We start from the raw sequence: 26,866 nt of genomic DNA on the forward strand, positions 1-26,866 counted from the left end.
CTAGTTTTCAACCCGCATCCTGCGCCGCCAGATGCCTGGCGGGACCCCGGAATGCCGGGAGAAAACGCGGGTGAAGTGGCTTTGATCGGCAAAGCCGCAGGCCGCGGCAATCTCGGCGAGCGAGGTATCGACGTCCATGAGAAGTGCGCGCGCGTGCTCCAGCCGCTGCGCAATCAGCCATTGATGGGGTGTGTGGCCGGTGGTCTCGCGAAAGGCATGAATGAAATAGCTGCGTGAAAGCCCGCACGCGTCAGGCGATCTCGGTGATGGAAATGCGGCCGTCGATCCTGTTGCGCAGCATCTCCTTGGCGCGTGCCTCGTGCGAGCGCGAGAGGATCCGATTCGTTCTCGGCTCGGTCGTGGCTGCGCCGCCGTAGGTTTCGACGAGATAGCTCGTCATGGCAACGCTCAGCTGTTCGACGAACAGCATGCTTGCGCGTGCGGGGTCCTCGAGTGCCGGCGCCAGGGCCTCTGCGAGATTGAGCAGCACCTCGTCCCGCACGCCGGCCACATGGGCGAGGCTGCCGACGCGCTTGCCCGGTTTTTCCTCGATGGCCCGTTCGAGGCTGGCCTGCGATATCTCGAGCAGCACGAAATCGAAAGGGCGCTGGATGTCGGCACGATAACGTTCGGCGAAACCGCGAATGTAGATCGATCCCCTGTCGAAATCGTGGCACGAGGCATGCCGCCCGGCCACGATGCGCCGGCTGTGGCCATCGCGCATCGAGATGCCGAGCAGCACGCCGCGAGCGCTGGGCTCCGTCTCCACCTGGTGAAGTTGATGCGTATCCATCGTCTTGCGAAGGATTGCGACGCCGTTCGCACAGATGCCCTGATCCCGTTGAAGGTGGCCGGACATGCACCCCAGCGTGTCTTTGGGGACAGGACCGAGGCGCTGTGACGGAGAAGCTTCCTGTACCGACGGGGACATATGCCTGCTTTGTGCGAAATTATTCATGCCGTGCGGCAGGCCCGGGTGGGCCTTCAGGGTCGCGTTCTTGAATGGGGAAACCGCTGCGAGGACGCCGCAAAGCGGCCGATGCTACTCCTCGATTGTCCCGCCTGCAGATGGACCGCTCGCCGATCCCGGCGCCGCCTGCGCCAGGTGGCCGCCCACCGTCGAGAGCAGGCTGCGCAGCCAGCGATGCGCGCCCTGGTGCTGTGAGCGCTCGTGCCACAGCTGGTAGAAGCGCATGCGCGGAAATCCTTCGGGGGCCGCCACGCTCACCACCGGCAGGCTGCGCGTGAACTGCTCGGCAAAGTGGCGCGCGGTGGTGAACACGAGGTCGCTCTCGGCCACCAGGTAGGGCGCCATGGCGTAGTAGGGCACGAAGACGCGCGCATCGCGGGTTTGCCGCAGCCCGGCCAGGTGGCTGTCGACCACCGCGCGATGCGACTTGGCAAACGGCGTGGGCACCACGTGGGCGGCTGCCAGGTAGCGCTGCAGCGTCATCGCGCCCGGTGCGGCCAGCGGGTTGCCCGGACTCATCATGCAGACCAGCTCGTCCTCGATCAGCAGCGACAGGTGCATGCGCTCGGGCGGCAGCGGCCAGTTGCCGATCACGATGTCGAGCTCGCCCTGCGCCAGTGCGCGCTCGTAGTCGTAGCCGGGCGTCAGCGGGTGGATCAGCAGGCGCGCCTGCGGCGCCTCGGCGCGAAAGCGCGCCACCACCTCGGCCATGAAGCTGGCGGCCAGGTAGTCCGGCGTGGCGATGGTGAAGGTCATGGTGCTGGCGCCGGGCTCGAAGCGCTCCGGCCCGGCCAGCATGCGATCGATCTCGCCCAGCACCTCGCGTGCGCTCTCGCGCAACTGCAGCGCCCGCGCGGTGGGCACCATGCCGCCGCGCTCGCGCACCAGGATCGGATCGCCGAAGGCGTCGCGCAGGCGCCGCAGCGCCGCGCTGATGGCCGGCTGCGTCTGGTTCATGCGTACCGCGGCGCGCGAGACGCTGCGCTCAGCCACCAGTGCCGCCAGCACGCGCAGCAGGTGGATGTCGACAAGGTCCTGGCTTCTCGTCATTTGTCTTCTAGGGGTTCGACCGGATGGCGCGCCTTGCTGGGGCACGACCTATCGCGCTGGTTTATGCCGCACATTCCGCGCACCGTGCGCGCGCCGGGGCCATTCTGCCTACAGTGGCCCCGCAGGCGGCGTTCCCTTTTGGCGGAGCGGTCCGCAACGCCCCACATCCAGGACCGAGGAGATACGCATGACATCCACCGCAGCGGCAGCACCCGTTCGGCTTTCCGCCGCCCCGTCCGAACTGGACGGGGTCTACCGCAAGATCATCTGGCGGCTCATCCCCTTCCTGATGCTGCTGTGGGTGCTGGCCTGGATCGACCGGGTCAACATCGGGTTCATCAAGCTGACCATGCTCGACGAGCTCCAATGGAACGAGGCGATGTACGGCCTGGGCGCGGGCATCTTCTTCCTGGGCTACTTCTTCTTCGAGGTGCCCAGCAACCTGCTGCTGCAGCGCATCGGGGCCAAGAAGACCATCATGCGCATCACGATCGGCTGGGGCCTGACCTCGATCGCCACGATGTTCGTGAAGACGCCGGAGATGTTCTATTTCCTGCGCTTCGTGCTGGGGGTGTTCGAGGCCGGCTTCTACCCCGGCATCATCCTCTACCTGACCTACTGGTTCCCCAATGACCGGCGCGCCAAGGCCTTCGGCATGTTCATGTCGGCCTCGGCCTTCGCTGGCGTGATCGGCGGCCCGATGGCCGGCACCATCATGACCGGCATGCACGGCCTGAACGGCTGGTCGGGCTGGCAGTGGGTGCTGCTGCTGGAGGGCATTCCCTCGGTCGTCGCGGGCTTCGTCACCTATTTCTACCTGACCGACCGGCCCGAGCAGGCCCATTGGCTCACGGCACGCGAGCGCCAGTTGGTGCATGAAGACCTGGAGCGCGACGGCCGCTCGCTGGGCCAGCGCGAACACGGCATGCTGGCCTCGCTCAGGAGCGGGCGCATCTGGCTCCTGATCCTGATCTTCTTCTGCATCATCGCGGCCAATTCCTCGCTGACCTTCTACGGCCCCACGCTGGTCAAGGAAGTGGGTTTCACCAGCCCGGTGGCGGTGGGCTGGATCATGGCCGTGGCCTACCTGTGCGGCGCCGCCGGCATGATCTGGAACGGCTTCCACTCCGACAAGCAGCAGGAATCGCGCTGGCACTGCGGCCTGGCCGCTGCGCTGGGCGCGGTGTCGCTGCTGGGCGTCGCGCTCTTCCTGGGGCACAGTGCGCTGGCGGTGCTGGTGGGCCTCACCTTGGCCATTGTCGGCACCATGAGCGCCATCCCGGTGTTCTGGCAGATGCCCAACCGCTTCCTGGCCGGCACCGCGGCGGCCGGCGGCGTGGCGCTGATCAACTCCATCGCCAACCTGGCCGGCTTCGGCGCACCCTGGATGCTGGGCCTGATCAAGACCTCCACGGGCAGCCTCTCGTCAGGCCTCTACGTGGTGGCGGCAATCGAGATCTGCGCCACCTTGCTGATCCTGGCCTGCGTGCCCGCCTACCGCAAGCAGCCGGCCGCCGCAGCAGCCGCCCCCGCACGTTGAGAACCAACCGATGACCCTCACCGCCACCCGCCTGAACCTGGCCGCGCTCAACGACATGGACCGCGACGCTTTCGTCGCGGCCGTCGGCCCGGCCTTCGAGAACGCCCCCTGGATCGCGCAGGCCGCCTGGACGCGCAGGCCCTTCGCCAGCATCGATGCGCTGCATGGCGCCATGCTCGACGTGGTTCGCCAAGCGCCCCAGGAGCACCGCCTCGCCTTCCTGCGCGGCCACCCGGAACTGGCTGGCCGCGAGGCCCGGGCCGGCACCATGACGGCCGAGTCCGTCGGCGAGCAGCGCAGCGCAGGCCTCGACGCGCTCAGCCGCGAAGAGCTGGGCGAGATGCAGCGCCTGAACCGCAGCTACCGCGAGCGCCATGGCTTTCCTTTCATCATCGCCGTGCGCCGCAATACCAAGGATCAGATATTCGAGGCGCTGCGCATGCGTGCGGCGGCGAGCACAGAGGCCGAGCACCGTGCCGCGCTCGAGCAGATCGGCTTCATCACCCGCGGGCGCATCGACGCCCTGGTGGACGGCTGAGGCCTTGTCGCCAGCCCCCCTTCACAACGACAGGAGACAACCATGGCGAATCAAGTCGTATCCCATCCCGCGCGCAGGCAGTTCGCGCTCTCGGGCCTGGCCCTGGGCGCGGCGGCGATCGCGTCGCGCGGGGCGCTGGCGCAACAGCCGAATGCCGCGCCGGCCGGCCCTGCCCGGGCCAGCGGTCCCATCGTGCTGCACGGCGTGAGCCCGCGCCTGACGGTGCACGCGCTGGACACCTTCCACGGCGCGGCCGCCACCGGCCTGCGCATCGACTTCTCCCGCCTGGAAGGTGGCAGCTACAAGCTGCTGCGCAGTACCGTCATGAACGCCAACGGCCGCTCCGACGATCCGCTGCTGGTCGGCGAGAGCTACCAGGCGGGCGACTACGAGCTGCTGCTGCACGTGGACGACTACTTTGCCGGCAGGAAGGCCGTGCTGCCCGTGCCGCCTTTCCTGACGAAGCTGCCGGTGCGCATCCGCGTCGCCAACGTTGCCGAGCGCATCCACCTGCCGATCCAGTTCGGCCCCTGGAGCTACACCTATTCGCGCGGAAGCTGAGCGCATCGCATTCACGACAGAGGACACGACATGACCGGCATCTCGACGCATGTGCTCGACATCACCAACGGCCGGCCCCTGGCGGGCCTGCAGGTGGAGCTCTACGACATGGCGACCCATCCGCCCACGCGGCTGAACAACACCCGCACCAACGCCGACGGCCGCACCGATGCGCCCGTGCTCGCCGCCAAGGATGCGCGCACCGGCCACTTCGAACTGCGCTTCCACGTCGGCGATCACTTCAAGGCCGCCGACGGGCTCTCGGACGTGGTGCCCGTGCGCTTTTCCATCTTCGACGCCGCGCAGCACTACCACGTGCCGATGCTGTGCGCACCCTGGTTCTTTTCAACGTATCGCGGCAGCTGATCGCCGCAGGAGTTCCGACCGATGTCTCAGCCCGATCCCAACGCAGAAAAATACATGCTTGACGCCATCCGCCTGGCCATGCGGAACGTGCGCGAGCGCAGGACCTGGCCCTTCGGTGCCGTGCTGGTGCGCGAAGGCAAGGTGCTGGCCCGGGCCGTCAACGAGGTCGACGCCCTGTGCGACCCCACGGCCCACGCCGAGATGCAGGCCGTGCGCATGGCGGCCAAGGCGCAGGGCGGCACGGACCTGTCGGGCAGCGTCGTGTACGCCAGCGGCTACCCGTGTCCCATGTGCCTGACGGCCATGTTCCTGGCCGGCGTGAAGGAGGTCTGCTACGCCTACTCCAACGAGGACGGCGAACCGCACGACCTCTCGGCCGAACGCGGCTACCTGGAGATCGCGCGGCCGATCGAGCTGCGCGAGATGCCCGTGCGATCGCTGCCCGTGCGCGACGAAGGCGAGGACCTGTACGACGCCTGGTCACGCGCGACGCGCTGACATGCTCGCGGCCGCCAAGGCCGAGGCGTTCCCGGGCTCGAGACTCGAGGCCGTGGGAGCTACCATCGCGTCGTCGTTCAAACGGCCGCTTCAAGGAGAGGTCCATGCGTTCCATCGCGAAAGTCACGAGCCAGCTCTTCAAGGTTCCCCTCGCTGAAGTCCTGACGGACGCCAAGCACGGCGCGCACACCCATTTCGAACTGGTGACTGCAACGGTGGTGCTTTCGGATGGCAGCCGGGGCACGGGCTACACCTACACCGGCGGCAAGGGAGGACATGCGATCAAGGCCATGATCGACCACGACCTGGCGCCCGCGATGATCGGCATGGACGCGGCGGATGTCGAAGGCATCCACGATTTCAGCCAGTGGCATGTGCACTATGTCGGCCGCGGCGGCATCGCGTCGTTTGCGATCTCCGCGATCGACATCGCGCTCTGGGACCTCCGCGGCAAGGCCGCAGGCCAGCCGCTCTGGCAACTGGCGGGCGGCGCTGCGGACACCTGCAATGCCTACTGCGGGGGCATCGACCTGGCGTTTCCGCTCGAGAAGCTGCTGGACAACGTGCGCGGCTATCTCGCCAAGGGTGCCGGCGGCGTCAAGATCAAGATCGGCCGCCCGAACCTCGACGAAGACATCGAGCGCATCCGGGCGGTGCGGCAACTGATCGGCGACGGCATGGCCTTGATGGTGGATGCCAACTACGCGATGAGCGTGGACCAGGCCATCGCTGCGGCCGAGCGCATCAAGCCCTTCGGTGTCCTGTGGTTCGAGGAGCCGACCATTCCGGACGACTACCGGGGCTATGCGCGCATCGCGGCCGCGACCGGCGTTCCGTTGGCAATGGGCGAGAACCTGCACACGATCCATGAATTCGATCATGCGTTCGAGCAGGCGCGGCTCTCCTTCATCCAGCCGGACGCCTCGAACTGCGGCGGCATCACGGGTTGGCTGAAGGTGGCCGAGCGCTCGCGCCGCCACGGGATCCCGGTGTGCTCGCATGGCATGCAGGAGTTGCATGTGAGCTTGCTGGCGGCGCAGCCGAACGCAGGCTGGCTGGAGATCCACAGTTTTCCGATCGACGAGTACACGATGCGGCCGCTGGTTCTTGAGAACCATCGCGCCGTGGCACCGGACGAGCCGGGCGTCGGGGTGGACTTCGACTGGGCGAAACTTGCGCCGTACCTGGTTGATCCGTCCCGGGGCTCTTCGTGAAAACTGCGGCGAGGCCGCGTACCAGCGCCACCCTCAGCTGCGGTACGGACGAATGTGATCCAGTTCGGATTCGATGACCCCGCGCACGACTTCCTTGAAGGCTGACACAAGCCGGGAATGAGGCGCATCGGGCGCGAGCAGGAGCGCAAGGCGCACGGTGATGGCAGGCTTGAAGGGTCGCACCTCGAAATCGAGATTGCGCTGCTCATCGAGCGCCGCCAGCGGATTGATCACGCTCACGCCCAGGCCCGCAGCGACCAGCGAGCAGACGGAGGCGCCCAGGTCGGACTCCAGCACCGTCCGGGTCTTGACGCCTGCGGCGGCCAATACCTGGTCGATGCGTTCCCTCGGGCCGCTGCCCAGCGGGAACGAGATGAAGGCTTCGCCGTCCAGGTCCGAAGCACGAACCTGCCTGGCCCGCGCCAGGCGATGTTCCCTGGGAAGCAGCGCGACGCAATCCATGCCCAGCAGCGTTTCGACACACATGCCGGGCGGATCATCGCCATACAGGATGGCGAGGCCCAGGTCGCACAGGCCCGAGCTCACCCAGGTGTCGACGGTCGCGGCCGCGCCGGAGTGGATCGTGACGAGCGTCTCGGTGTGCTCGCGCTTGAACCGGACGACCGCCTGGCTGAGGACGCCTCCGGCAATTCGCGCCATGGCGGCCACCGCCAGGCGGTCGCCGCCGAACGTCCGGATGTTCGATGCCGCGGACTCCAGGCCCTGCAGTCCGGCGAATGCCTTCTCGACTTCCTGGAAGAAGCGTTTGCCTTCGAGCGAAGGCGCCAGGCGCGTGCCGCTGCGTTCGAAAAGCGCAAACCCGATGATCGCTTCCAGCTGCGAAACAAGGCGGCTCACCTGGGGCTGCGAGGTGTGAAGCCGCCGCGAGGCTTCGGTCATCGACCCCGTCTGCACGACCACCCGGAAGGCCGCGATGTGCTTCAAGGTCATGCGTCGGCTGCTCATATCAATATTGTATGGTGCGCTGTTGAGTACGCATTTGCAGTATTGGTCGCCCGAAAGAATACTTGCGTCCATGCCTGACAGAACCCTGCACTTTGCCGACGCCGGACTGCCGCGCAGTCCATGCGCGGCTGGCGCCGTGGTGGACCTGCGCAGCGACACCGTGACGCTGCCGACCCCGTCGATGTACGCCCGCATGCAAACAGCCGCGCTGGGAGACGACGGCCTGGACGGCGACCCGACCGTGCGCGCGCTCGAGGCACTGGCGGCCAGCATGCTGGGCAAGGAATCTGCCCTGTATGTACCGACCGCCACGATGGGCAACCTCCTGGCCGTGCTGTCGCAGGCGGAGCGCCGGTCGCAGGTCGTGCTCGAGGAGTCCGCACACATGTTCGTTTCCGAGCGCGGCGGCGCCGTGTTCAGCGGCGTGACCTATACCGGCATCCCGGGCGTGGCTGGCGCAATGGACCTGGAGAGCCTGGCGCTGGTGCTGAAGTCGTCCGGCGAATTGCGCACGGATCTGGTCTGCATGGAAACGACGCACGGCAACGCGGGAGGAGCGGTGCTGCCGCTGGACCACATGCAGGCGGTCTGGAAGGCATCCAGCGAGGCCGGAGTGCGCGTCCACCTCGATGGCGCCCGGCTCTTCAATGCCGCCGTGGCGCTGAACGTCGATCCAGCCGCGATCGCGTGCTGCGCCGACACGGTGACCCTCTGCCTTTCCAAGGGCCTGAGCGCGCCTGCAGGCGCGGTGCTCGCCGGCCCGTCCGCCACCATGGCCAGCGCCAGACGGCTGCGCAAGATGCTCGGAGGCACGCAGCGCCAGATCGGCGTGGTTGCCGCCGCGGGACTGGACGCCCTGGAAACCATGCCCGGCCGGCTCGCGCAAGACCATGCTTTGGCGTCGTGCCTGAGCGAGGCATTGCGCGCCGTGTTGCCCGGCTCCGTCGGTATCAGCACGCCGCCCACCAACATCGTCTTCGTCGACCTGCCCGAGGCCGCAGCCGACAGTCTCGCCTGGGCGGAGGCACTCAAGGAATGCGATGTCCTGGTCCGCCCGTGGGGTCCGCGCCGGATCCGGCTCGTGACGCACCGCCATATCGACGCGGCCTGCGTGGATGCCGCCGCCACCGGATTCCGGCGTGCCGCGCAATCGCTGCTTGCCTGAATGCGTTCTCCCAAGGACGCGCCTCCCTTCGAACACATCGCGTACTACCAGGAGCCTTGACCATGCCTTCCATCTGCCGCCGGGACTTTGTCGCCTCTGCCTTCCTGATGGCCGCCGGCCTGGGGAGCGGCCGCGCATTCGCCAGCGGCTTTCCCAGCCGGCCCATCCGCCTGATCGTGCCGTACGGGCCCGGAGGCGGTTCCGATTTTGTCGCGCGCCTGATTGCCCAGAAACTGACCGAAACGGCGGGGTGGAATGTCGTCGTGGACAACAAGGCCGGGGCCTCGGGGCTGATCGGCACCGATGCCGCGGCCAAGAGCGCCGCGGACGGCTACACCTTGTTCCTTGCGGACGCCGCGCACGCCACCAATGCCGCGGTACAGCCCAAATTGCCCTTTGATCCGATCAAGGATTTCTCGCCGCTCACGCTCGTGGGCTCTTCGCCGCAACTGCTGGTGGCGCATCCGTCCCTTCCGGCCAACTCGCTGCGCGAACTGATCGCACTGCCGCGTGCCCGAGTGCGCGAATACGGCGTGGGAACACCAGGGCAGGGGTCCGTACCGCACTTGCTGTGCGAGACGCTCAAGCGCAAGACCGGCATGGAGCTGGTGCACGTGCCCTACAAGGGCGGCAGCGCGGCCTTGACCGATGCGGTGGGCGGACAGGTTGCCATGGTGATCAATTCCGTGCCGGCTTGCATGCCGCACATCGAAGCGAAGAGGCTCAAGGTTCTTGCCATTGCCAGCGCGACGCGGCATCCGAAATTGCCGGACGTGCAGACCTTCTCCGAAAGCGTGCCGGGCATGGTGGGAGGCGCCTGGTATGGCGTGATGGCACCTGCCGGGGTGCCCGCGGATCTGCTGCAGCAGCTGAACGCGGCCGTCGACAAGGTGCTGGAACTGCCGGAAGTCAAGGCCCGGCTGGAAAGCTCGTTCGTGGATTCCATGCCCCGCGGGCCGCAGGCGTTCTCCAAGTACCTGAGCGAAGAAATCGCGCGCTGGAAATCGGTCGTGAAAGAGACGGGGGTCACGGTCAACAGCTGAGGCTCTTCGGGTGTTGCTTTGCTGCCCAAGGCGGCGGCAAGTGCATGGTGCTGTCAGCTTGCTGACATGCCAGCCTGCAGGTTCGGAGCCTGTGTTAGCACTTGACCTTAACTAAATTCGGTATATATCTACTCTTCAGGCACTCGAAGATCGCCATGCCGACCATCTCCAACATCAAGTCAATCTCATACCTGAAAAGCCATGCCGCTCAAATCTCCGAGGATCTGGAGATGAACGGCACGCCCTTCTTCATCACCCAGAATGGCGAGGCCTGCATGGTGATTGAAAGCGTCAAGCAGTTTCAGGAAAAAGAATCGCTGATCGCCGCCTTGAAGATCATTGCCTTGGGTGAGAAAGAGCGCATGAAGGGCAAAGGTATTTCCGCTGCCGAATCCCGTGCGCAACTGGCCGCAGCTCGCCAACGCCGCAAGTAGTGGCTATCTTCATTCTTCGCGATACCCAGGAGGACACTTTCGTCTATGCCGTTGCGGGACATCGGCAAGACTATCCAACGCTCTTGATGAAGCGCCTTCTGAGGATTTGAAGGGAATGGATTCGAGCTGCCTCCCGCGCAGCGATCATCAACAAGCCATGGCGATCACTGGCCTCTCGACTCCGAACTGGTCGCCGATAAAGAACCAGCTGGTCACCGGCCCTCTGCATGCGCATCACGACAAGGCCAAGCGCGACTTGCTGGAGCGCAGGGCAAATCGAGGCCTGTAGACTTCGCCGCCATGTTTCGTCTACGGTTGTCGTTCGCCTTTGCGGTTCTTGTTGCACTGGTGTGCTGCCAGGCCGCCTTTGTCTACTGGGGCTCCAATCGCGTCAACGAATACGCCGCACACAGCCGGCTGACGAGCGACATTCTTTCCGAGCTCCTCGAGATTTCAGCCAACAAGCAAAGGCTGCGCGTGTGGGCCTCGCAGCGGCTCATGAATGCGGAGGCGACCTCGGCGGTGCGGGACCAGCTGCTCGAGCGGATGCGGACCGGCGCTGCGCGGCTGGACGCCATGTCCCGCCTGCACCTGGACTCGTGGCGGAAGCTGTCCTCGCGGGAGGACATCGCCGTGCCGCAAGAGGTTCTCCAGCTGGTCGAGATCAGCAAGCTGCTGGACGGCAACATCCTCGAGGTGCAGGCGCAGCTTCAGGACTTGCAGCCGCTGTCGCCCGGCGCGGAATTCCCGAATGTCTGGCGGCAGGTGGCGCAGGTCTTCGACATGACCCAGGGCCGCGACCTTCGCGAGCTGCTCAACGGTGCCATCGAAGGACAGCGCAAGGCGGTTCCCATTGCCCGTGCCGCAACCGAGCGGGGCCTGGACCGGCTGCGGCAGCAGGCGATTGCGATGGCGATCATCGCCCTTGTCGCAGCGGTGCTGTGGGCGCTGCATCTGCGCGGTCGCCTCAAGCGCCCCCTGGAGCTGCTGCTGCAAGGCACGCGGGCCCTGCAGTCCGGTTCGCTCGAGCACCGCATCGACCTTGCATCGGGCGACGAATTCGAAGTGGTGGCGCGCCATTTCAACCAGATGGCCGCGGAACTTCAGCAGCATCGCCAGCAGGCCGACGAAGCCCGCCGGCGCCTGGAAGACGCGGTCCAGGACCGGACGCGGGAATTGCAGTCGGCGCACGACACGCTCCAGCTCCTGGACCATCGGCGGCGGCAGCTCTTCGTCGACCTCAGCCATGAGCTGCGGACACCGGCGACGGCGATTCGCGGAGAGGCGGAGATCACGCTTCGCGGCGGCGACAAGCCGGCCGAGGAGTACCGCCATGCCCTGAAACGCATCGTCGGCACCGTTCAGCAGTTGACCAAGGTGATTGGCGATCTGCTCCTGATCGCGCGGGCCGAAGCCGACCAGCTGGTGATCCAGCCGTCCCCCTTGGATCTCTCGATGCTGCTGAGCGAGGTCGTGGAACAGGGCGAGGCCCTGGCGGCGCTGCATGGGGCCGCGCTGACCTGCGAGCCCGTGGTGGAAACGGTCATGGTTCGCGCAGACGGCGACCGGCTGCGCCAGGCGGTGATGATCGTCTTGGACAACGCCATCCGCTATTCCCGTCCGGACGGCAAGGTGCGTCTGGGCTGCCACGTTGCCGCAGACGAAGTCGCCATCGTGGTCCGCGACCACGGCATCGGCATCGGCGAAGACGAGTTGCCCCGGGTGTTCGAGCGCTTCGTCCGCGGCCAGCGGGCACGCGCGCACCGGGCGGATGGCAGCGGCATCGGCCTTTCCATCGCGCAGGCCATCGTCAAGGCTCATCGCGGGCACATCGAGATCCAGAGCTGGCCCGAGGAAGGGACTGAAGTTCGCATCGTTCTTGCACGCCTGCCGATCCACGAATTCGAGGCCAGTGCCCTGCAGCCATGAACAGAAGCATCCTGATTGTCGAAGACGATCCCCGTGTCGCCGATTTCCTGGTCCGCGGGCTGAAGGCGGAAGGCTTTGCGGTGACGCATGCCCGCACCGGTCCGCAGGGGCTGGAGCTGGCGCGCCGCGGAGACCTCGCGCTTTTGATCCTCGATCTGATGCTGCCGGGCATCAACGGCCTGGAGCTGTGCCAGACCTTCCGCGCCGAGGGCGGCCAGACGCCGGTGCTGATGCTGACCGCCATGAGCACGACCGAAGACAAGGTGAACGGCCTGCGCCTCGGCGCCGACGACTACCTGACCAAGCCCTTCGACTTCGAGGAACTGCTCGCGCGCATCGAGGCGCTGCTGCGCCGCGGCCGGGACCTCAGGCTGCGGGTCACGACCTTGCGGGTGGCCAACCTGGTGCTGGACCGCGAACGCATGCGCGTGGAGCGCGCGGGGCAGCCGATCACGCTGACGGCCAAGGAACTGGCATTTCTCGAGCTGCTCATGAGCGCACCCGGGCGGGTGTACAGCCGCGAACGCATCCTGGCCAATGTCTGGGGCACGCACGAGGATCCGCTCACCAATATCGTGGATGTCTACGTGCGGCGACTTCGCATGAAGATCGACGGCGACCACGCGGTGCAGCTGCTGCAGACCGTGCGCGGCCTCGGATACCGCATCAGCGAGACGGCGGGCTAGCCAGGCCGTTCATTCGGCGTTCATCTTGTGTTCGACACACGTTCATCGCCGCCGCGATGGATGTTCATTCGCCCCTCGAACAATGAGTCCTGTGTTTAACCACTTGCATGAATGGACTCTTCGATGATCCCGCGTTTTTCCAAGCTTCTTCCCGCTGCCGCTGTGTTGGCGCTTTGCATGTCAACCTCCGTGTTGGCACAGACGGCCGCGAGCGCAAGTTGTGTTCCCGCCAGCGAACGCCAGATCGAGGCACTGTTCGATCGCTGGAATGCCTCCCTCGCCACGCAGGATCCCGACAAGGTGGTGGCCAACTACGCTCCTGACGGCGTGCTGCTGGCCACGGTGTCGAACCAGCCGCGCACCAGTCCGGCCGAAATCCGCGACTACTTCGTCAAGTTCCTCAAGGGGGCGCCGCAAGGCAAGATCGATTCGCGCACGATCCGGGTCGGCTGCAATGTCGCGCAGGACATCGGTACCTACACCTTCAAGTTCAAGGACGGCAAGGCGGTGCACGCCCGCTACACCTATGTGTACGAATGGCTCAACGGCCAGTGGCTGATTGCGCACCATCACTCGTCGGCAATGCCCGAGAGCATTGCGGCGAAGTAAAAAGGGGGGCGCCCACGGTGGGGCGCGCGTCGTCGCTGCCGTGCTAAGCCGGCGCCGCGCCCTGGGTCGCCGTATAGACGGCATACAACGACTGGCTGGCCGCCATGAACAGGCGGTTGCGCTTGGGACCACCGAAGCAGATGTTGCCGCAGACCTCCGGCAGCCGGATGCGACCGATCAGCCGGCCTTGCGGCGTCCATACCGTGACGCCGTTGTAGCCCACGCTGCGGCCGGCGTTGCTGGAGCACCAGAGGTTGCCGTCGACGTCGGCACGCACGCCGTCGGGGCCGCACTTCACGCCATCGATCGTGAAGTTGCCAAAGAGCTTGCCGTTGTGGAGCTTGTTGTCGGTACCGACGTCGAACACGTACATGTCGCCCTTGCCGCCGGCGACGGTGTCGCCCGGCCCCTGCCCGGTGCTGACGACATAGAGCTTCTTGAAGTCGGGCGAGAAGCACAGGCCGTTCGGGTCCGGCACCAGGTCTTCGCCGGCGACCTGCGTGAGCGTTCCGCTCTTGTCGAGGCGGTAGACCGCAGTCGGCAGTTCGCGCTTGTAGAAGCCGATCTCCGGCGGCTGCCCGAGCCTGGGGTTCAGCCGGCCGGCCTTGTTCGCGGGTCCGCCCGCGGCATCGACCGTGCCCTCGTAGAGCTGGGCGCCGTAGGGCGGGTCGGTGAACCAGTAGCTGCCGTCGGGATGCGGGACGACGTCGTTGGGCGAATTGAGCCGCTTGCCGTTGAAGCTCGACGCGAGGACGGTCACCGAGCCGTCGAGCTCGTAGCGCACCACGCGCCGCGTCAGATGCTCGCAGGACAGCTGCCTTCCCTGGTGGTCGAAGGAGTTGCCGTTGCTGTTGTTGGACGGCGAGCGGAAAACGCTGACGTGGCCGTCGTCCTCGCTCCATCGCAGTTGGCAATTGTTCGGGATGTCGCTCCAGACCAGAAAGCGGCCGACCGAATTCCATGCCGGTCCTTCGGACCACAACGCGCCGGTCCACAGCCGCTGGATCGAGGCGTTGGGCTGGCGCAGGCCATCGAACACCGGATCGACGGTGAGCACGTCGGGATCGGTGAAGTAGGTGGTGGGAGCCCCGCGCGCACTGAAGTCGCGCGGCGGCTGGGTGATGGTGCTCGGCGGCGCCGCCGGTCCGCCCGCGGCGGCCTGTGCATGCGCCCATCGCGGCAGGACGATGGAGGCGCCTACCGCGGCGCCCACGCCGCGAAGAAGCCGGCGGCGTAGTACCGAACTATTCACTACGAAATCGATTTTTTCCTGTGCCACAACCCACTCCATGAAACCGATGGAAGAAGCGTTGGAGAACGCGAGTTCGCAAAGCCGGTCGCATGCTACGCGCTTCTCTGGCGCCGTACTAGATTGCGTCACTGCAGGCGGTGCTGGTCGTCCGAACTGCGCGTTGAGCAGCGTCTTGAATCGACTAGCGGAGCAATTTCCGTCCAGGACTTGACCCACATGCAGGTCCTTGTCGACTTGCCAGAGTTGAGGCCCAGAGGCACTTTCAGAGGCGGGCGAGTTCCGCCACGGCGGCGGCGAAAGCCTGGGGCGCCTCCTGGGGCAGGTTGTGCCCGATCCCGCCGCTGACCACGCGATGTTCGTACCTGCCCGAGAACTTCCCGGCGTAGGCGCTCGCCTCAGGATGCGGTGCACCGTTGGCATCGCCTTCGAAAGTGATCGTGGGGACGGTGATGACCGGAGCCTTGGCGAGCCGGTTCTCCAGGTCGTCGTACTTCGATTCGCCTTCGGCCAGGCCGAGCCGCCAGCGGTAGTTGTGGATCACGACGGCGACATGGTCCGGGTTCTCCAGGGCGGCAGCGCTGCGGTCGAAGGTGGCATCGTCGAAGGCCCATTTGGGAGAAGCGATCTGCCAGATCAGTTTCGAGAAGTCGTGCCGGTTCTTCTCGTAGCCGGCACGGCCGCGCTCGGTGGCGAAGTAGTACTGGTACCACCACTGCAGTTCGGCTTTCGGTGGCAAAGGAGCCTTGCCCGACTCCCTGTTACCGATCAGATAACCGCTGACGGAGACAAGGGCCTTGACGCGCTCCGGCCACAAGGCTGCGAGGATGCAGGCCGTCCGAGCGCCCCAATCGCAGCCGCCGATAGTGGCCTGCTGGATCTTCAGCGCATCCATCAACGCAATGATGTCAACGGCCAGCACCGCCTGTTGACCGTTGCGAGGCGTCTCGCTGGAAATGAATTGCGTCGTGCCATAGCCGCGCACATACGGGACGATGACTCTGTACCCCTGCGAGGCCAGGATCGGCGCAACCTCGGCATAGGTATGGATGTCGTAGGGCCAGCCATGCAAAAGCAGGATCGGTGCGCCGTTCGCAGGCCCCAGTTCCGCATAGCCGATGTTCAGCACGCCGGCCTCGATGCTCTTGAGTGGCTCGAGGCGCTTGAGCGGCCTCGACGCGGCGCGCGTCTGTGCGAAAGCTGGAACGCCTGCCGCGAACTGGGAGGTAACGACACCGATGGCCGCTTTCTCCAGGAATGAGCGGCGGGGCAATTTGTTTGGATCGGACATCGGGAAATCCTGGTGGGTGAAGAAGGGTTCTCCCCTGGATCGGGAGTGCGGTGTTGCGCAAGCTCAACGCGTGCGGCGGTCCGCGCGCACCAGTTCGAGCACCGCGTCCGCAAACGCGCCGGGCGCTTCTTGCGGCAGGTTGTGTCCCGCCCCGGGTATCACGCGGTGTGTGCGTGGCCCGGTGAACTTCGCCGCCTGCGCCGAGCCGTCGGTCGGTCCATGGGCGCCGTCGTCGGCGCCGTCCAGTGTCATCGTCCGCACCGGTATCGCGGGCAGCGATGCAAGCTTGCGATCGATCTCGGCATAGGCGGGGTCTCCCTTGACTGCGCCGAACCGGTATCGGAACGAATGGATGGAGACATCGACATGGTCGGGGTTGTCGAACGATCCGGCGGTGCGCGCAAAGGTCCCGTCGTCGAAGCGCCAGGTGGGGGACCACTGCTTCCAGAAAGACCGGTTCATCTCGCGGCGGTACTTTGTGTAGCCGGCACGTCCTCTCTCGGTCTGGAAGTAGAACTGCCACCAGAGCGGAGTTTCGCTTTCGGGCAGCGCCGGAACCAATGCCGCGGACGGTTCCGTGAAGGCATAGCCGTTGCCCGACACCAAGCCCGCGCAGCGCTCGGGCCAGAGGGCGGCCACGGCGCTGGCCGCCTTGCCGCCCCAGTCGTATCCCGCCAGCACCGCACGCGGCAACGCCAATGCATCGAGCAGCGCCAGCAGGTCCGCGCCGAACGCCGCGAATTCGCCCGAACGCAGCGTGCCTGCATTCAGGAAGCGCGTGGGGCCGAAGCCGCGCAGATAGGGAACGATCACGCGGCAACCCGCGGACGCGAGGAGGGGGGCGACCTCCGCGTACGCCTCGATGTCATACGGGAAACCGTGAAGCAGCACCACCGCGGGGCCGTCTGCCGGGCCTGCCTCGCAGTAGGCGATGTTCAGGACGCCGGCATCGACGTTCTTCAAGCGGCCCAGTGCGAGGGCGGGGAATCCGATGCCCTTCGCGAATGCCACGCTGCCGCCCAGCGCCAGGCCCAGTCCAGCGATGCCCGCACCCGCCACCGCGCCGCGCAGCAGTCCGCGCCGCACGAAGTCCATGCGGTCGTCCATGCGGGTCGGGGTTACTGAATCCGTCATCTGAATCTTTCCGTGCGTGTGTGAGGATCTTGATAGCCGCTTCGATCGTAGGTTTGAGCAGGGAGGGCTACTAGCCACGTGCGGGGCTGCACCGTGTTGATCGACGGACATCAATCGGTTCGATGGCGTGATCCGAGCCGCTGGTCGCGCCCGCAAGACAGCCTTGGCCGGTATGTACTTTCCAGCGCCAAGGTTTGTCGTGCGCAGGACTGCCGACAGCGCAGCGATGCCCTAACATCGCCTCCCGCCGCCGATCCAGCAAGCCCTCGAGTACAAGAACCATGAAGAAGCTCATCGCCGCCGCCATCACACTCGCCACGGCGTTCGTCACGTCGCTCGCGGCACATGGGCAGGATGCCCCGCTGGATCCCGACACGGGCCTGCCGTTGTCGCCGCCTTTCGATTTCCCCGAGCGGGGACCGGCCGCACCATTCTGGGCGAAGCGCCTCACCGGTTACTTCAAGACATCCGACGGAATCAGGCTGCGCTACAGCGTGCTCCTGCCGAAGGCATCGGGCAGGTTCCCCGTCATCTTGAGCATCAACGGGTACGACGCCGGCTCGATCGGAGGAACGCCCTATCTCCAGTACAAGACATCGATGTCCATCGAACTCGACAGGCGGCTTGTCGACGCCGGCTATGCGGTGATGGGCGTCAACGCCGCGGGCAGCGGATGCTCCGCAGGCCCGCTGGAGTACACGCGGCCACAGCTCGGAAGACACGGCGCCGAGGCCGTCGAGTTCGCGGCGTCGCAAGCGTGGTCCAACGCCAAGGTCGGCATGGTCAACTGGTCGTACGGTGGTTCTTCCCAACTGGCGACGGCGCAGCACCGGCCGCCGCACCTTCGGGCCATCGTGCCCGGCATGGTGTTGACGGACTTCCGCGACGCCTTGATGCCCGGCGGCGTGCCGGCGCCCGGCTTCATCACGCCGCTGCGCGGCTCCATGCGCGCCTACTGGGAGAAGGTGGTCGCGCAGACGGCAAGGGAAGAGGGCGATGCCGCCTGCCTGGCGCAGATCCCGAAGAACCTCGCGGCCGAAGACACGAACTCCGTGATGCACCTGTTCCTGTCGCATCCCTTGCGGGACGAGCGCATGAAGAGCTTCGACCTGGCGCCGCATGCCGACCGCGTGCAGGTTCCCGTGCTGTCGCTCGAAGCGTTCCAGGACCAGGCCATCACGCCGCGCAGCGGCTACTACCAGTCCCGGCTCGATCCCGCCAGGCTGTGGTCGGTGCAGACCAACGGCCGGCACGACATGTACCTGGCCGCGGATTTCCAGGCGATGGCCGTGCGTTTTCTCGACCGCTTCGTCAAGGGAGAGAACAACGGATTCGAGCGTGACACACCACGCACCACCGTATGGATGGAAAGCTCCGAAGCAGGCGGCAACGCACTGGAGCGGCGCGTTTCCGCCAGGGCCCGCTGGGTGGTGCAAAGAGGCTCGATCCGCAGCGATGACCTGGCCGTCAAGGCGTTCCACCTGGGTGCGGGCCAGACCCTCGCCGATGCCCCTGGCTCCGGCGCTGCCGATAGCTTCGACTACCCGGGCGCCGGTGTGGCCGTCAACGACATTGCGGGAAGGAGCTTCTGGGGCCCGCTGCCTGGCGACTGGAAGACCACGGGCGTGGCCTACACATCGCCGCCATTGGATGAGGACATGATGGTCTTCGGACCGGGCAGCGCCGACCTCTGGGTCACGGCCGGCGCCGGCGACGCCGACCTGCAGGTCACCGTCACGGAACTCCGGCCGGACGGGCAGGAGATCTATGTCCAGCGCGGCTGGCTGCGCTTGTCGAACCGCGCCCTGGACACGGCGCGCTCGACGCCGCTGTTGCCCGTTCGGCTCGAACGGCCGGAGCAGCCGATGCCGCTGCTGCCGGGCCGGCCGGTCCTCGCCCGCGTCGAGATCCACAAGATGGGCCACTACTTTCGCGCCGGCTCGCGGCTGCGGATCTGGATCGACACGCCCGCACAGACCGGTGGCCTGGTGTTCGACACCTTCACGCAGAAGCAGCGCGTCCATGTGCTGCACAACGCCAGGTACGACTCCGTGGTGCGGCTCGGCGTGCTGAAGGACGTGAAGGGACCTGCAGGCTATCCGGCGTGCGGCGAGACGATCCTGCAGCCGTGCCGGCCGGACCCGCTGGCCATTCGCTGAGCACGGACAGATGTCCATGCCCTACAACCCGGCGCTCGACGGCGTTCGCGCGCTGTCCATCCTCGCGGTCGTGCTGTTTCACTGCGAAGTCCCCGGTGCGCGCGGCGGCTTTATCGGGCTGGACGTTTTTTTCGTTCTTTCCGGCTATCTCATCACTTCGCTGCTGACGGCGGAATACCGTCATGGCGGCATCGAGATCGGCCGCTTCTATGCGCGCCGGGCGTTGCGCTTGTATCCGACGCTGCTGCTCATGGTTGCGGTCTACGTGGGGCTGGCCCCCATCCTCTGGCCGGCGGACGATCGCTGGCTGTCCGCCGTGCTCGCCGCACTCTACGTCTACGACTATGCGCTGGCCTTCCGGGAGCTGGCCTACACCATCGGCCACACATGGTCCCTCGGCGTGGAAGAAAAGTTCTACCTGCTGTGGCCTCTCGTGCTGCCGCTCTTTCTGCGAACGCGGCGTCCGGTCGGATGGCTGGTGTCGGCATTTTTGGCAGTGACTGCATGGCGGTATTTCGTGGCCATGAACTGGACCTGGCAGCAGGCGTATTTCCGTTTCGACACGCGAATGAGCGGCATCCTGCTCGGGGCCATTGCGGCACTGGCCCATTTCAAGGTGTCGAAGCACGCGCTCGCCATGGCTTGCATGGCGCTGCTGGTCCTGATCGCCCTGCCTTCGCTGCCGACGAGCGACCAGGTCCAGGCGGTCACGCTGCGCATCACATCGGCGGAGTTGTCGGCCTTCGTGCTGATCTGCTTTGCCGCAGAACATGGGCGAGCGGCATTCCTCGCGTCGCGGCCCATGGCCTACATCGGCAGGCTGTCCTATGGCATCTATCTCTGGCACTTCCCCTTGGCTTTGCTGCTGCGCAGTACGCAGCCGTTGTGGATCACGCTGAGCGCGACCCTTGCGTTCTCGTTCACGATGGCGGCGATCTGCCTGCATCTGGTGGACACGCCTCTGAAGAGATGGCGCCAGAAGGCATGGCCCTTCAGGCCAGCGCCATGCCACCGTCGACCTTCAGGTTGACGCCCGTGACGAACACGCTGTCGTCGCTCGCCAGGAACAGCGCCGCTTGCGCCAGGTCATTCGGCTGGCCCAGGCGACCCAGCGGGATCGCTGCCGCCATGCGCTGGTCGAAATCAGGCCGTGCGGATTCCGTGATGCCCAGCTTTGCGAGGATCGGCGTGTCGACCGGGCCGGGGCTCAGCACGTTGACCCGGATGCGCCGGTCCTTGAGCTCGAGTGCCCAGTTGCGTGCAAAGGCCTCGATGGCGGCCTTGCTGCCGGCGTAGACCGCGTGGTTGTCCATCACCTTGCTGCCGGCGATCGAGCTCGTGAGGATGATCGAGCCGCCGTCGCGCATGAACGGCAGTGCCTTGGTCACGCCGAAGAACACCGCGCGTGTATTGGTGGCGAACTGCGCGTCGTAGTTGTCCACGGTCACGGCAGAGGACGGCTCGAGAATCGCCGTTCCCGCATTCGCCACATAGATGTCGATGGCGCCGAACCGTGCCTTCACCGCGGCGAGCAGGCGGTCGTGCATTGCAAGGTCGGCCACGTCGCCGACGAAGCCCATCGCGTCCGGACCGATGCGCGCCAATGCCGTGTCCACGGCGTCCTGGCGGCGTCCTACGACGACGACGCGGGCGCCTTCCGCCGCGAAAGCCTGGGCGCACGCCAGGCCGATGCCGCTGTTGCCTCCGGTGATCACCGCCACTTTGCCAGAGAGCTTTTGCATGATGCTTTTCCTTGTTCAACGAAGAGAGAAGCCTTCAATCTAGGGTGTCCACGCAAACTCCAGTAGTGGGCAAGAATGAAAACACTTGTGCCCCGGAGTCTTCAATGAATGTTCTCGACCAGGCGCCCGGATTGGTGGCCTTTGCCAGCGCCGTGGAGGCCGGCTCGTTCAGTGCGGCCGCGCGGACGCTGGGGACGTCGCCCTCGGCGGTCTCCAAGAGTGTGGCGCGGCTGGAGCAACGCTTCGGCGTGCGGCTCTTCCAGCGCTCCACGCGGGTGCTGTCGCTCACGCAGGAGGGCGCCGCGTACTACGAGCGCATTGCGCCGCTGCTGCGCGCGCTCGACCAGGCCGGCGACGCGATGCGGCCCGCCGGCATTGCGCAGGGCGTGCTGCGCATCACGGCGCCCGGAGACCTCGGGCGCATCCTGCTGGAGCCGGTGATCGGCAGGTTCCTGCCCAGGCACCCGGAACTGAAGCTCGAGATGAGCCTTGCCGATCGCCATGTCGACCTGATCCGCGAGGGCTACGACATCGCCATTCGCGCGGGGCAGGTGGCCGACTCCGACCTCACGGCGCGGCGCCTCGCCGACCTGCCGCTCGTGCTGGTGGCGTCGCCCGTGTATCTGGCGCGCCGCGGCACGCCCGATTCGATCGAGGCCCTGCACAGCCACGCGCACGTGCGCTACATGCTGGGCGGCAAGGCGTTTCCGATCCGCTTTGCCGATGGCAGCGTGTTGAACCCGGCCGGCGTGTTCGACACGGACAACAGCGTCGCGCTGCGCATCGCGGCGCTCGGCGACCTGGGCATCGTGCAGATCCTGCGCCTGTTCGTGCAGGACGACATCGACGCCGGCCGGCTGGTGCCCGTGCTGCCATCGCAGCCGTTGCCGCTCGTGACCGTCTCGGCCCTGCATGCCTTCGGGCGCCAGGCGCCGGCGCGTGCGCGGCTTTTCATCGAGTTCCTTGCGGCGGAACTCGAAGGGTCGTCCTGAGGCAGGGGCTCCTTAGAGACCCAGCGCCTTTGCCACGCCCGCGCCGTACGCCGCATCGGCCTTGGCGCAGTTGCCGATGTGGCGGCGCTTGATGAACTCGGGCGCATCGCCCATGGCGCGCGCCGTGTTGTCGAACAGCACCTGCTGCTGCGCCGGCGTCATCAGGCGGAACAGGTCGCCGGGCTGCTTGTAGTAGTCGGCATCGTCCTCGCGGAAATTCCAGAAGTCCGCATCGCCGCGCAGCCTGAGCGGCGGCTCGCGGTAGCCGGGCTGCTCCTGCCACTGGCCGAAGCTGTTGGGCTCGTAGTGCGGCGCGGCGCCGTAGTTGCCGTCCACCCGGATCGCGCCGTCGCGGTGGTTGCTGTGCACCGGGCAGCGCGCGGCGTTCACCGGGATCTGGTGGTGGTTCACGCCCAGGCGGTAGCGCTGCGCATCCGAATAGGCGAAGAGGCGCGCCTGCAGCATCTTGTCGGGCGATACGCCGATGCCGGGCACCAGGTTGCTGGGCGCGAATGCGCTCTGCTCCACGTCGGCGAAGAAGTTCGCGGGATTGCGGTTCAGCTCCATCACGCCCACCTCGATCAGCGGGTAGTCCTTCTTGGGCCAGACCTTGGTCAGGTCGAAGGGGTGGTAGGGCACCTTCTCTGCATCGGCTTCGGGCATCACCTGCACGGAGAGCGTCCACCTGGGGAAGTCGCCGCCCTCGATGGCCTCGAACAGGTCGCGCTGGTGGCTCTCGCGGTCGCCGCCGACCAGGGCCGCGGCCTCGGCATCGGTGAGGTTCTTGATGCCCTGCTGCGTCCTGAAGTGGAACTTGACCCAGAAGCGCTCGTCCTGCGCATTGACGAAGCTGTAGGTGTGCGAGCCGAAGCCGTGCATGTGGCGGTAGCTGGCCGGGATGCCGCGGTCGCTCATCACGATGGTGACCTGGTGCAGCGCCTCGGGCAGCAGCGTCCAGAAGTCCCAGTTGTTGGTGGCGCTGCGCAGGTTGGTGCGGGGGTCGCGCTTGACGGCCTTGTTCAGGTCCGGGAACTTGCGCGGGTCGCGCAGGAAGAACACGGGCGTGTTGTTGCCCACCAGGTCCCAGTTGCCTTCTTCCGTATAGAACTTGAGCGCGAAGCCGCGGATGTCGCGTTCGGCATCGGCCGCGCCGCGCTCGCCGGCCACCGTGGTGAAGCGCGCGAACATCTCGGTCTTCTTGCCCACGGCGCTGAAGAGCTTGGCGCGGGTGTACCGCGTGATGTCTTGCGTGACGGTGAAGCTGCCGAAGGCGCCGGAGCCCTTGGCGTGCATGCGGCGCTCCGGGATGACCTCGCGGTTGAAGTTGGCGAGCTTTTCGAGCAGCCACACGTCCTGCGTCAGCAGCGGGCCGCGCGGGCCGGCCGTGAGGCTGTTCTGGTTGTCGGGCACGGGGGCGCCGAAGGCGGTGGTCAGGGAGGTCTGGCGCGGGGTGTCGGATGAATCGCTCATGGAGGGGCTTTCTCAACGCAGGGAAGGGAGCGCCGATGCAGCGTGGCGCCGGTCTGTGAGTTCCTAGGCGGCCAGTGCAACGATGCTCGTGATGCCGTTGCGGGCCATCTTCGCATAGGGACAAAATCTTTCCGTGCTGCGCACCAGTTCTTCGGCCACGCTTTTCTCGACGTCGGGCAAATGGATCCGCACATCGGCGGTGAGCACGAAGAGTCCGTCGACGGGGTCGCGCCCGAAAACGACGGACGCCTCCACGGTGGCGTCATGAACCGGAATCTTCTTCTTCGCGGCCAGCAGGTTCAACGCCCCATGGAAGCACGCGGCATAGGCTGCCGCGAACAGCTGCTCCGGGTTGGTGCCGCCGCCGCCGCCTCCCAGCGCGGCCGGAAGCCGAAGCTCCAGGTTCAGGTTGCCGTCGTCGGAGCGCGCCACGCCCGAGGCCCGTCCGTGCTCCGCTTCGCCGCCGCTCACCGTGACGACGGTCGAATAGATCGGCTCGAATTCCTGCCCCTTGTACTTGTCGAGCAGCGTGACGGGAGGCGGTTGCAGCGGGCTGGATTGCACGGCCTGTGCTGCAGAAACTGGGACTGTATCTTTCGGCGTGGGCATTCCGGGCTTCTGTTCAATGGTGTTGCGCAAGACGCGCTCAGGCGGCAGGGGCTTCGAGCTCGAAAGCCGCACTGATGATAAGACCCAGCTCGTCGCCGATCATCGGGAGCGCGGCGGTCACGCCGTAGTCGCTGCGGCGGATGCGGCCCCGGATGTCGAAGCCGACCGTGTAGACCTGCTTTGCCGGGTTCATGCCGGCGCCGACGAAGCTCACGTCGAATGTGGCGTTGCGCGTCACGCCATGCAGGGCGAGGGCGCCGGCCACCTGGAATGAATTCGCAGCCAGGGAAAGCGGCGCGGCAAAGTCGAAGGAGACCAACGGAAACCGCTCGGCGTCCAGCCAGTCGCGGCTTTTGAGTTCGCCGTCCAGGATGGGGCTCGTGGTCCTCACGTTGGCGACGGGCACGGACACCGCGAGCCGCGTGTCGCTGCCGTGTGCCGACAGCGGAATGTCGAGCGTGCCGCAAGGGCCCGTGAATTCGCCGAAATAGGTCGAGATGCCGAAGTGCGACACCCTGAACAGCACCTGCGAATGTGCGGGATCGACGACGTAGCGTCCGCGGCTGATGTCGGCCAGGTTCGTCGAGGCGAGTGTGGAGAGTACGGAGCTGTCGGGCATGGCGTCATCAGGATGGGAGAGAGGAGGGCCGTGGGGCAGGAACCCCCGGCCGCATCCCGATGTGGCCGAAGGTGGTCTTTGTGTCAGCGTGCCGGCTTGGGCAGCGCGAACCAGGCTTCGAAGCCGAGGGCACCGATGCGCGGGTTGGGACCGGGCACCAGCGTTTCGTCCTTCAGCTCCGCACCGAAGTAGCGCGCGTGCACGTCCTGGACGACCTTGCGCGGATCGCTGGTCTTGGCGAGAAAGCGCTGCACCAGGTCGGACAGGCGAACGCGCTCGGGGCCGGCAATCTCGACCACGCCATTCACTGGTTTGCCCAGGGTGTAGTCGGCCACGGCGGCCGCGACGTCGTCCGATGCGATCGGCTGCACGAAGGCCGGCGAGAGGCGCACGGTGTCGCCGTCGGTGCCCGACTGCGCAATGCCACCGAGGAATTCGAAGAACTGCGTCGAATGGACGATGGTGTAGGGAATCTTCGATTCGCGGATCAGCTTTTCCTGTGCGATCTTGCCGCGGAAGTAGCCGCTTTCGGAGAGGCGGTCGGTGCCGACCACCGACAGCGCGACGTGGTGCTTCACGCCGGCCACGGCTTCCGCGGCCAGGAGATTGCGCCCCGAGGTCTCGAAGAATTCGAGCACGGCCTTGTCCTCGAACGAAGGCGAGTTGGCCACGTCCAGCACCACCTGCGCGCCCTTGAGGGCCTCGGCCAGGCCTTCGCCGGTGATGGTGTTGACGCCCGATGCGGGCGATGCGGCAACGACCTCATGGCCGGCTTCGCGCAGCTTGCTGACGACCTTGGAGCCGATGAGGCCCGAGCCGCCGATGACGACGATCTTCATGGTGATTTCCTTTGACCCGCAAGGGGCTGGTTGGTTGGCGAAGGTGGTTCCCGGCGGCGCGGATCAGGCGAGCTTTGCCTTGTCCAGGCCGAAGACCTTGTCCGAGGCGCCGGGCACGCTCTTGAAGCCGATGTTCAGGCGGCTCCATGCGTTGGTGGACATGACGAGGAAGGTGAGGTCGGAGATTTCCTTCTCCGACAGCTGCGTGCGCACGCGCTCGTAGATGTCGTCGGGCACGCCTTGCTCGGGCAGCCTGGTCAGCACCTCGGTCCAGGCCAGCGCCGCACGTTCGCGCGGAATGAACAGCGTCGATTCGCGCCATGCGGCCAGGTGGTACAGGCGCAGCTCGCGCTCGCCCTGGATCCTGGCCTGCTTGACGTGCATGTCCAGGCAGAACGCGCAGCCGTTGAGTTGCGAGGTGCGGATCGACACCAGGTTGCGGATCGGCTCTTCGATGGCGCCTTCCTTGATCGCGTTGAGGAACTCGACGAACTTCTTGAAGAGTTCGGGCGATTGCTCGACATAGTTGACACGTTGGGTCACGACTAACTCCTGGAATGGGTGGCGGATGCCTGGACTCGGAACGGCTGAGTCATCCGTCTTGCGAAGACTGCGCAGACAGGAGGTAGCGTAGGTTGGAGAAGGTGCCGCCGGTAGCCATGTGGGAGGCTTCACGGTGTTGCCCAACGCGCAACAATCCGGCCAGGGACTCGGCATGTTTCCGAAATGGCACCAGCCGAAGGCGAAATCCGGCGCGGCTGCGTCCTAGAATTTTTTGGACGCTTGCGGCAATGCGGCGTCCTCCATTCACTTTCGGAAAGTCCATCAAATGATCAAGCACATCACCGTCATGACGGCCGCCTTCCTGGCCGCGGCGAGCGTCTTCGCGCAATCGGCGGAGAACCAGGCCATCACCGACAGCAAGCCCCAGGTGCGGGCCCAGGCCAGGGTGGCGGCCAAGGCGCCAGGCAGGGCCGCCGTGGCCTCGGGCGACACGGTCAAGACCGCCGAAGGCGGCGCAATCGGAACCGACACGGCCGCCATTGCCGGCGAGAAGCGCCACCAGACGCGCGATACGCGCAAGCCGAATCGCCGCAAGCCCGTTCCCGGCGGCACGCCCGAGTGAAGCTGCGAATCGCCTGAGGCCCATCGCAGGAAGCCCGCCAGTCACTCACTGGCGGGCTTCGTCGCAT

General features: G+C 66.2%; 29 protein-coding genes. 16 read left to right on the top strand and 13 right to left on the bottom strand.

The annotated features are described in order from the left end of the window. From AC1DMS_RS01880 to AC1DMS_RS01890, 3 genes are all read right to left on the bottom strand, one after another. The gene (locus AC1DMS_RS01880; RefSeq protein WP_478180640.1) at positions 1-342 is read right to left on the bottom strand and encodes a helix-turn-helix transcriptional regulator; all 342 of its coding nucleotides are present in this window, start codon (positions 340-342) and stop codon (positions 1-3) included. After that, positions 251-859, bottom strand: a complete 609-nt coding sequence (locus AC1DMS_RS01885; protein WP_478180628.1) for a hypothetical protein — start codon at positions 857-859, stop codon at positions 251-253. Before AC1DMS_RS01885 ends, AC1DMS_RS01880 begins: the two co-directional genes overlap by 92 nt. A gap of 183 nt (positions 860-1,042) precedes the next feature. Then, positions 1,043-2,020: a LysR substrate-binding domain-containing protein gene (locus tag AC1DMS_RS01890; RefSeq protein WP_015865518.1), complete on the bottom strand. Its 978-nt coding sequence runs from the start codon at positions 2,018-2,020 to the stop codon at positions 1,043-1,045. A gap of 187 nt (positions 2,021-2,207) precedes the next feature. On the opposite strand from AC1DMS_RS01890, the gene AC1DMS_RS01895 reads away from it, so the two are divergent. From AC1DMS_RS01895 to AC1DMS_RS01920, 6 genes are all read left to right on the top strand, one after another. After that, positions 2,208-3,560, top strand: a complete 1,353-nt coding sequence (locus tag AC1DMS_RS01895) for an MFS transporter (protein WP_015865517.1) — start codon at positions 2,208-2,210, stop codon at positions 3,558-3,560. Between the two features lie 10 nt (positions 3,561-3,570). Beyond that, positions 3,571-4,098 (top strand): 2-oxo-4-hydroxy-4-carboxy-5-ureidoimidazoline decarboxylase, encoded by a 528-nt coding sequence (uraD, locus tag AC1DMS_RS01900; protein WP_015865516.1) that lies wholly within the window; start codon positions 3,571-3,573, stop codon positions 4,096-4,098. Positions 4,099-4,140: 42 nt separating this feature from the next. Further along, positions 4,141-4,659 carry a hydroxyisourate hydrolase gene (locus AC1DMS_RS01905; RefSeq protein ID WP_015865515.1) on the top strand — a complete coding sequence of 173 codons (519 nt, stop codon included), beginning with the start codon at positions 4,141-4,143 and terminating at the stop codon, positions 4,657-4,659. Between the two features lie 30 nt (positions 4,660-4,689). Beyond that, positions 4,690-5,025, top strand: a complete 336-nt coding sequence (gene uraH / locus AC1DMS_RS01910) for a hydroxyisourate hydrolase (RefSeq protein WP_015865514.1) — start codon at positions 4,690-4,692, stop codon at positions 5,023-5,025. 21 nt (positions 5,026-5,046) lie between these two features. Next, on the top strand, positions 5,047-5,523 hold the full coding sequence (locus tag AC1DMS_RS01915; RefSeq protein ID WP_015865513.1) for a nucleoside deaminase: 477 nt from the start codon (positions 5,047-5,049) through the stop codon (positions 5,521-5,523). A gap of 104 nt (positions 5,524-5,627) precedes the next feature. Further along, positions 5,628-6,737: a mandelate racemase/muconate lactonizing enzyme family protein gene (locus AC1DMS_RS01920; RefSeq protein ID WP_478180629.1), complete on the top strand. Its 1,110-nt coding sequence runs from the start codon at positions 5,628-5,630 to the stop codon at positions 6,735-6,737. A gap of 33 nt (positions 6,738-6,770) precedes the next feature. Here AC1DMS_RS01920 and AC1DMS_RS01925 read toward each other — a convergent pair whose 3' ends face one another. After that, positions 6,771-7,688, bottom strand: a complete 918-nt coding sequence (locus tag AC1DMS_RS01925; protein ID WP_015865511.1) for a LysR substrate-binding domain-containing protein — start codon at positions 7,686-7,688, stop codon at positions 6,771-6,773. A gap of 85 nt (positions 7,689-7,773) precedes the next feature. Between AC1DMS_RS01925 and AC1DMS_RS01930 the strand changes: the two genes are divergently transcribed. The 6 genes from AC1DMS_RS01930 to AC1DMS_RS01955 all read left to right on the top strand — a co-directional run bounded on the left by AC1DMS_RS01930 (position 7,774) and on the right by AC1DMS_RS01955 (position 13,569). Further along, positions 7,774-8,868, top strand: coding sequence for a threonine aldolase family protein (locus AC1DMS_RS01930; RefSeq protein ID WP_015865510.1), 1,095 nt, complete (start codon positions 7,774-7,776; stop codon positions 8,866-8,868). 107 nt (positions 8,869-8,975) lie between these two features. Next, positions 8,976-9,911, top strand: coding sequence for a tripartite tricarboxylate transporter substrate binding protein (locus tag AC1DMS_RS01935; protein WP_478081485.1), 936 nt, complete (start codon positions 8,976-8,978; stop codon positions 9,909-9,911). Positions 9,912-10,066: 155 nt separating this feature from the next. Then, the gene (locus AC1DMS_RS01940; RefSeq protein WP_015865508.1) at positions 10,067-10,345 is read left to right on the top strand and encodes a type II toxin-antitoxin system Phd/YefM family antitoxin; all 279 of its coding nucleotides are present in this window, start codon (positions 10,067-10,069) and stop codon (positions 10,343-10,345) included. 300 nt (positions 10,346-10,645) lie between these two features. Beyond that, a complete protein-coding gene (locus tag AC1DMS_RS01945) occupies positions 10,646-12,274 on the top strand; it encodes a sensor histidine kinase (protein ID WP_015865506.1) in 1,629 nt (542 codons plus the stop codon). Then, positions 12,271-12,960, top strand: coding sequence for a response regulator transcription factor (locus AC1DMS_RS01950; protein ID WP_018904437.1), 690 nt, complete (start codon positions 12,271-12,273; stop codon positions 12,958-12,960). The genes AC1DMS_RS01945 and AC1DMS_RS01950 overlap by 4 nt, the downstream gene beginning before the upstream one ends. A gap of 111 nt (positions 12,961-13,071) precedes the next feature. Continuing rightward, positions 13,072-13,569: an SgcJ/EcaC family oxidoreductase gene (locus AC1DMS_RS01955; protein WP_018904436.1), complete on the top strand. Its 498-nt coding sequence runs from the start codon at positions 13,072-13,074 to the stop codon at positions 13,567-13,569. A 43-nt stretch (positions 13,570-13,612) separates the two neighbouring features. Here AC1DMS_RS01955 and AC1DMS_RS01960 read toward each other — a convergent pair whose 3' ends face one another. The 3 genes from AC1DMS_RS01960 to AC1DMS_RS01970 all read right to left on the bottom strand — a co-directional run bounded on the left by AC1DMS_RS01960 (position 13,613) and on the right by AC1DMS_RS01970 (position 17,216). Next, a complete protein-coding gene (locus tag AC1DMS_RS01960) occupies positions 13,613-14,821 on the bottom strand; it encodes an SMP-30/gluconolactonase/LRE family protein (RefSeq protein ID WP_370880695.1) in 1,209 nt (402 codons plus the stop codon). Between the two features lie 262 nt (positions 14,822-15,083). Beyond that, complete coding sequence (locus tag AC1DMS_RS01965; RefSeq protein ID WP_015865502.1) at positions 15,084-16,109, bottom strand: alpha/beta fold hydrolase; 1,026 nt, start codon at positions 16,107-16,109, stop codon at positions 15,084-15,086. 63 nt (positions 16,110-16,172) lie between these two features. Further along, entirely contained in the window at positions 16,173-17,216 is a 1,044-nt protein-coding gene (locus tag AC1DMS_RS01970) for an alpha/beta fold hydrolase (RefSeq protein ID WP_230537782.1), read from the bottom strand. Positions 17,217-17,524: 308 nt separating this feature from the next. Here AC1DMS_RS01970 and AC1DMS_RS01975 point away from each other — a divergent pair, with 308 nt between their 5' ends. Both AC1DMS_RS01975 and AC1DMS_RS01980 read left to right on the top strand, forming a co-directional pair. Continuing rightward, on the top strand, positions 17,525-19,402 hold the full coding sequence (locus AC1DMS_RS01975; RefSeq protein WP_015865500.1) for a CocE/NonD family hydrolase: 1,878 nt from the start codon (positions 17,525-17,527) through the stop codon (positions 19,400-19,402). A 16-nt stretch (positions 19,403-19,418) separates the two neighbouring features. Next, a complete protein-coding gene (locus AC1DMS_RS01980; protein ID WP_230537781.1) occupies positions 19,419-20,432 on the top strand; it encodes an acyltransferase family protein in 1,014 nt (337 codons plus the stop codon). On the opposite strand, the gene AC1DMS_RS01985 is transcribed toward AC1DMS_RS01980, so the two are convergent. Beyond that, positions 20,395-21,144, bottom strand: coding sequence for an SDR family NAD(P)-dependent oxidoreductase (locus AC1DMS_RS01985; RefSeq protein WP_015865498.1), 750 nt, complete (start codon positions 21,142-21,144; stop codon positions 20,395-20,397). The two genes, AC1DMS_RS01980 and AC1DMS_RS01985, sit on opposite strands and share 38 nt — an antisense overlap. Before the next feature lie 104 nt (positions 21,145-21,248). Between AC1DMS_RS01985 and AC1DMS_RS01990 the strand changes: the two genes are divergently transcribed. Next, entirely contained in the window at positions 21,249-22,136 is an 888-nt protein-coding gene (locus tag AC1DMS_RS01990; protein ID WP_015865497.1) for a LysR family transcriptional regulator, read from the top strand. Positions 22,137-22,148: 12 nt separating this feature from the next. Here the strand turns inward: AC1DMS_RS01990 and AC1DMS_RS01995 are convergent, their stop codons facing one another. The 5 genes from AC1DMS_RS01995 to AC1DMS_RS02015 all read right to left on the bottom strand — a co-directional run bounded on the left by AC1DMS_RS01995 (position 22,149) and on the right by AC1DMS_RS02015 (position 26,216). Next, positions 22,149-23,606: a catalase gene (locus AC1DMS_RS01995; protein ID WP_015865496.1), complete on the bottom strand. Its 1,458-nt coding sequence runs from the start codon at positions 23,604-23,606 to the stop codon at positions 22,149-22,151. A gap of 63 nt (positions 23,607-23,669) precedes the next feature. Next, positions 23,670-24,215 (bottom strand): Ohr family peroxiredoxin, encoded by a 546-nt coding sequence (locus tag AC1DMS_RS02000; RefSeq protein WP_015865495.1) that lies wholly within the window; start codon positions 24,213-24,215, stop codon positions 23,670-23,672. 37 nt (positions 24,216-24,252) lie between these two features. Further along, the gene (locus AC1DMS_RS02005) at positions 24,253-24,834 is read right to left on the bottom strand and encodes a YceI family protein (protein ID WP_015865494.1); all 582 of its coding nucleotides are present in this window, start codon (positions 24,832-24,834) and stop codon (positions 24,253-24,255) included. A gap of 83 nt (positions 24,835-24,917) precedes the next feature. Next, positions 24,918-25,673 carry an SDR family oxidoreductase gene (locus AC1DMS_RS02010; RefSeq protein WP_015865493.1) on the bottom strand — a complete coding sequence of 252 codons (756 nt, stop codon included), beginning with the start codon at positions 25,671-25,673 and terminating at the stop codon, positions 24,918-24,920. Between the two features lie 63 nt (positions 25,674-25,736). Further along, the gene (locus AC1DMS_RS02015) at positions 25,737-26,216 is read right to left on the bottom strand and encodes a carboxymuconolactone decarboxylase family protein (protein ID WP_015865492.1); all 480 of its coding nucleotides are present in this window, start codon (positions 26,214-26,216) and stop codon (positions 25,737-25,739) included. A gap of 286 nt (positions 26,217-26,502) precedes the next feature. Between AC1DMS_RS02015 and AC1DMS_RS02020 the strand changes: the two genes are divergently transcribed. After that, positions 26,503-26,799: a hypothetical protein gene (locus tag AC1DMS_RS02020; RefSeq protein WP_015865491.1), complete on the top strand. Its 297-nt coding sequence runs from the start codon at positions 26,503-26,505 to the stop codon at positions 26,797-26,799. Positions 26,800-26,866: the final 67 nt, after the last annotated feature.

The organism is Variovorax sp. 05T418 (genome assembly GCF_056396385.1).

Excerpts from the sequence above, each read along its gene's own strand:
- AC1DMS_RS02010 (WP_015865493.1), bottom strand. The coding sequence starts at position 25,673 with ATGAAGATCGTCGTCATCGGCGGCTCGGGCCTCATCGGCTCCAAGGTC.
- uraH (WP_015865514.1), top strand. The coding sequence starts at position 4,690 with ATGACCGGCATCTCGACGCATGTGCTCGACATCACCAACGGCCGGCCC.
- AC1DMS_RS01955 (WP_018904436.1), top strand. The coding sequence starts at position 13,072 with ATGGACTCTTCGATGATCCCGCGTTTTTCCAAGCTTCTTCCCGCTGCC.
- AC1DMS_RS01920 (WP_478180629.1), top strand. The coding sequence starts at position 5,628 with ATGCGTTCCATCGCGAAAGTCACGAGCCAGCTCTTCAAGGTTCCCCTC.
- AC1DMS_RS01890 (WP_015865518.1), bottom strand. The coding sequence starts at position 2,020 with ATGACGAGAAGCCAGGACCTTGTCGACATCCACCTGCTGCGCGTGCTG.
- AC1DMS_RS01905 (WP_015865515.1), top strand. The coding sequence starts at position 4,141 with ATGGCGAATCAAGTCGTATCCCATCCCGCGCGCAGGCAGTTCGCGCTC.
- AC1DMS_RS01885 (WP_478180628.1), bottom strand. The coding sequence starts at position 859 with ATGTCCGGCCACCTTCAACGGGATCAGGGCATCTGTGCGAACGGCGTC.
- AC1DMS_RS01925 (WP_015865511.1), bottom strand. The coding sequence starts at position 7,688 with ATGACCTTGAAGCACATCGCGGCCTTCCGGGTGGTCGTGCAGACGGGG.
- AC1DMS_RS01970 (WP_230537782.1), bottom strand. The coding sequence starts at position 17,216 with ATGGACGACCGCATGGACTTCGTGCGGCGCGGACTGCTGCGCGGCGCG.
- uraD (WP_015865516.1), top strand. The coding sequence starts at position 3,571 with ATGACCCTCACCGCCACCCGCCTGAACCTGGCCGCGCTCAACGACATG.
- AC1DMS_RS01995 (WP_015865496.1), bottom strand. The coding sequence starts at position 23,606 with ATGAGCGATTCATCCGACACCCCGCGCCAGACCTCCCTGACCACCGCC.
- AC1DMS_RS01945 (WP_015865506.1), top strand. The coding sequence starts at position 10,646 with ATGTTTCGTCTACGGTTGTCGTTCGCCTTTGCGGTTCTTGTTGCACTG.
- AC1DMS_RS01915 (WP_015865513.1), top strand. The coding sequence starts at position 5,047 with ATGTCTCAGCCCGATCCCAACGCAGAAAAATACATGCTTGACGCCATC.
- AC1DMS_RS02000 (WP_015865495.1), bottom strand. The coding sequence starts at position 24,215 with ATGCCCACGCCGAAAGATACAGTCCCAGTTTCTGCAGCACAGGCCGTG.
- AC1DMS_RS01980 (WP_230537781.1), top strand. The coding sequence starts at position 19,419 with ATGCCCTACAACCCGGCGCTCGACGGCGTTCGCGCGCTGTCCATCCTC.
- AC1DMS_RS01935 (WP_478081485.1), top strand. The coding sequence starts at position 8,976 with ATGGCCGCCGGCCTGGGGAGCGGCCGCGCATTCGCCAGCGGCTTTCCC.
- AC1DMS_RS01940 (WP_015865508.1), top strand. The coding sequence starts at position 10,067 with ATGCCGACCATCTCCAACATCAAGTCAATCTCATACCTGAAAAGCCAT.
- AC1DMS_RS01930 (WP_015865510.1), top strand. The coding sequence starts at position 7,774 with ATGCCTGACAGAACCCTGCACTTTGCCGACGCCGGACTGCCGCGCAGT.
- AC1DMS_RS01950 (WP_018904437.1), top strand. The coding sequence starts at position 12,271 with ATGAACAGAAGCATCCTGATTGTCGAAGACGATCCCCGTGTCGCCGAT.
- AC1DMS_RS02020 (WP_015865491.1), top strand. The coding sequence starts at position 26,503 with ATGATCAAGCACATCACCGTCATGACGGCCGCCTTCCTGGCCGCGGCG.
- AC1DMS_RS01975 (WP_015865500.1), top strand. The coding sequence starts at position 17,525 with ATGAAGAAGCTCATCGCCGCCGCCATCACACTCGCCACGGCGTTCGTC.
- AC1DMS_RS01965 (WP_015865502.1), bottom strand. The coding sequence starts at position 16,109 with ATGTCCGATCCAAACAAATTGCCCCGCCGCTCATTCCTGGAGAAAGCG.
- AC1DMS_RS01990 (WP_015865497.1), top strand. The coding sequence starts at position 21,249 with ATGAATGTTCTCGACCAGGCGCCCGGATTGGTGGCCTTTGCCAGCGCC.
- AC1DMS_RS01985 (WP_015865498.1), bottom strand. The coding sequence starts at position 21,144 with ATGCAAAAGCTCTCTGGCAAAGTGGCGGTGATCACCGGAGGCAACAGC.
- AC1DMS_RS01895 (WP_015865517.1), top strand. The coding sequence starts at position 2,208 with ATGACATCCACCGCAGCGGCAGCACCCGTTCGGCTTTCCGCCGCCCCG.
- AC1DMS_RS02005 (WP_015865494.1), bottom strand. The coding sequence starts at position 24,834 with ATGCCCGACAGCTCCGTACTCTCCACACTCGCCTCGACGAACCTGGCC.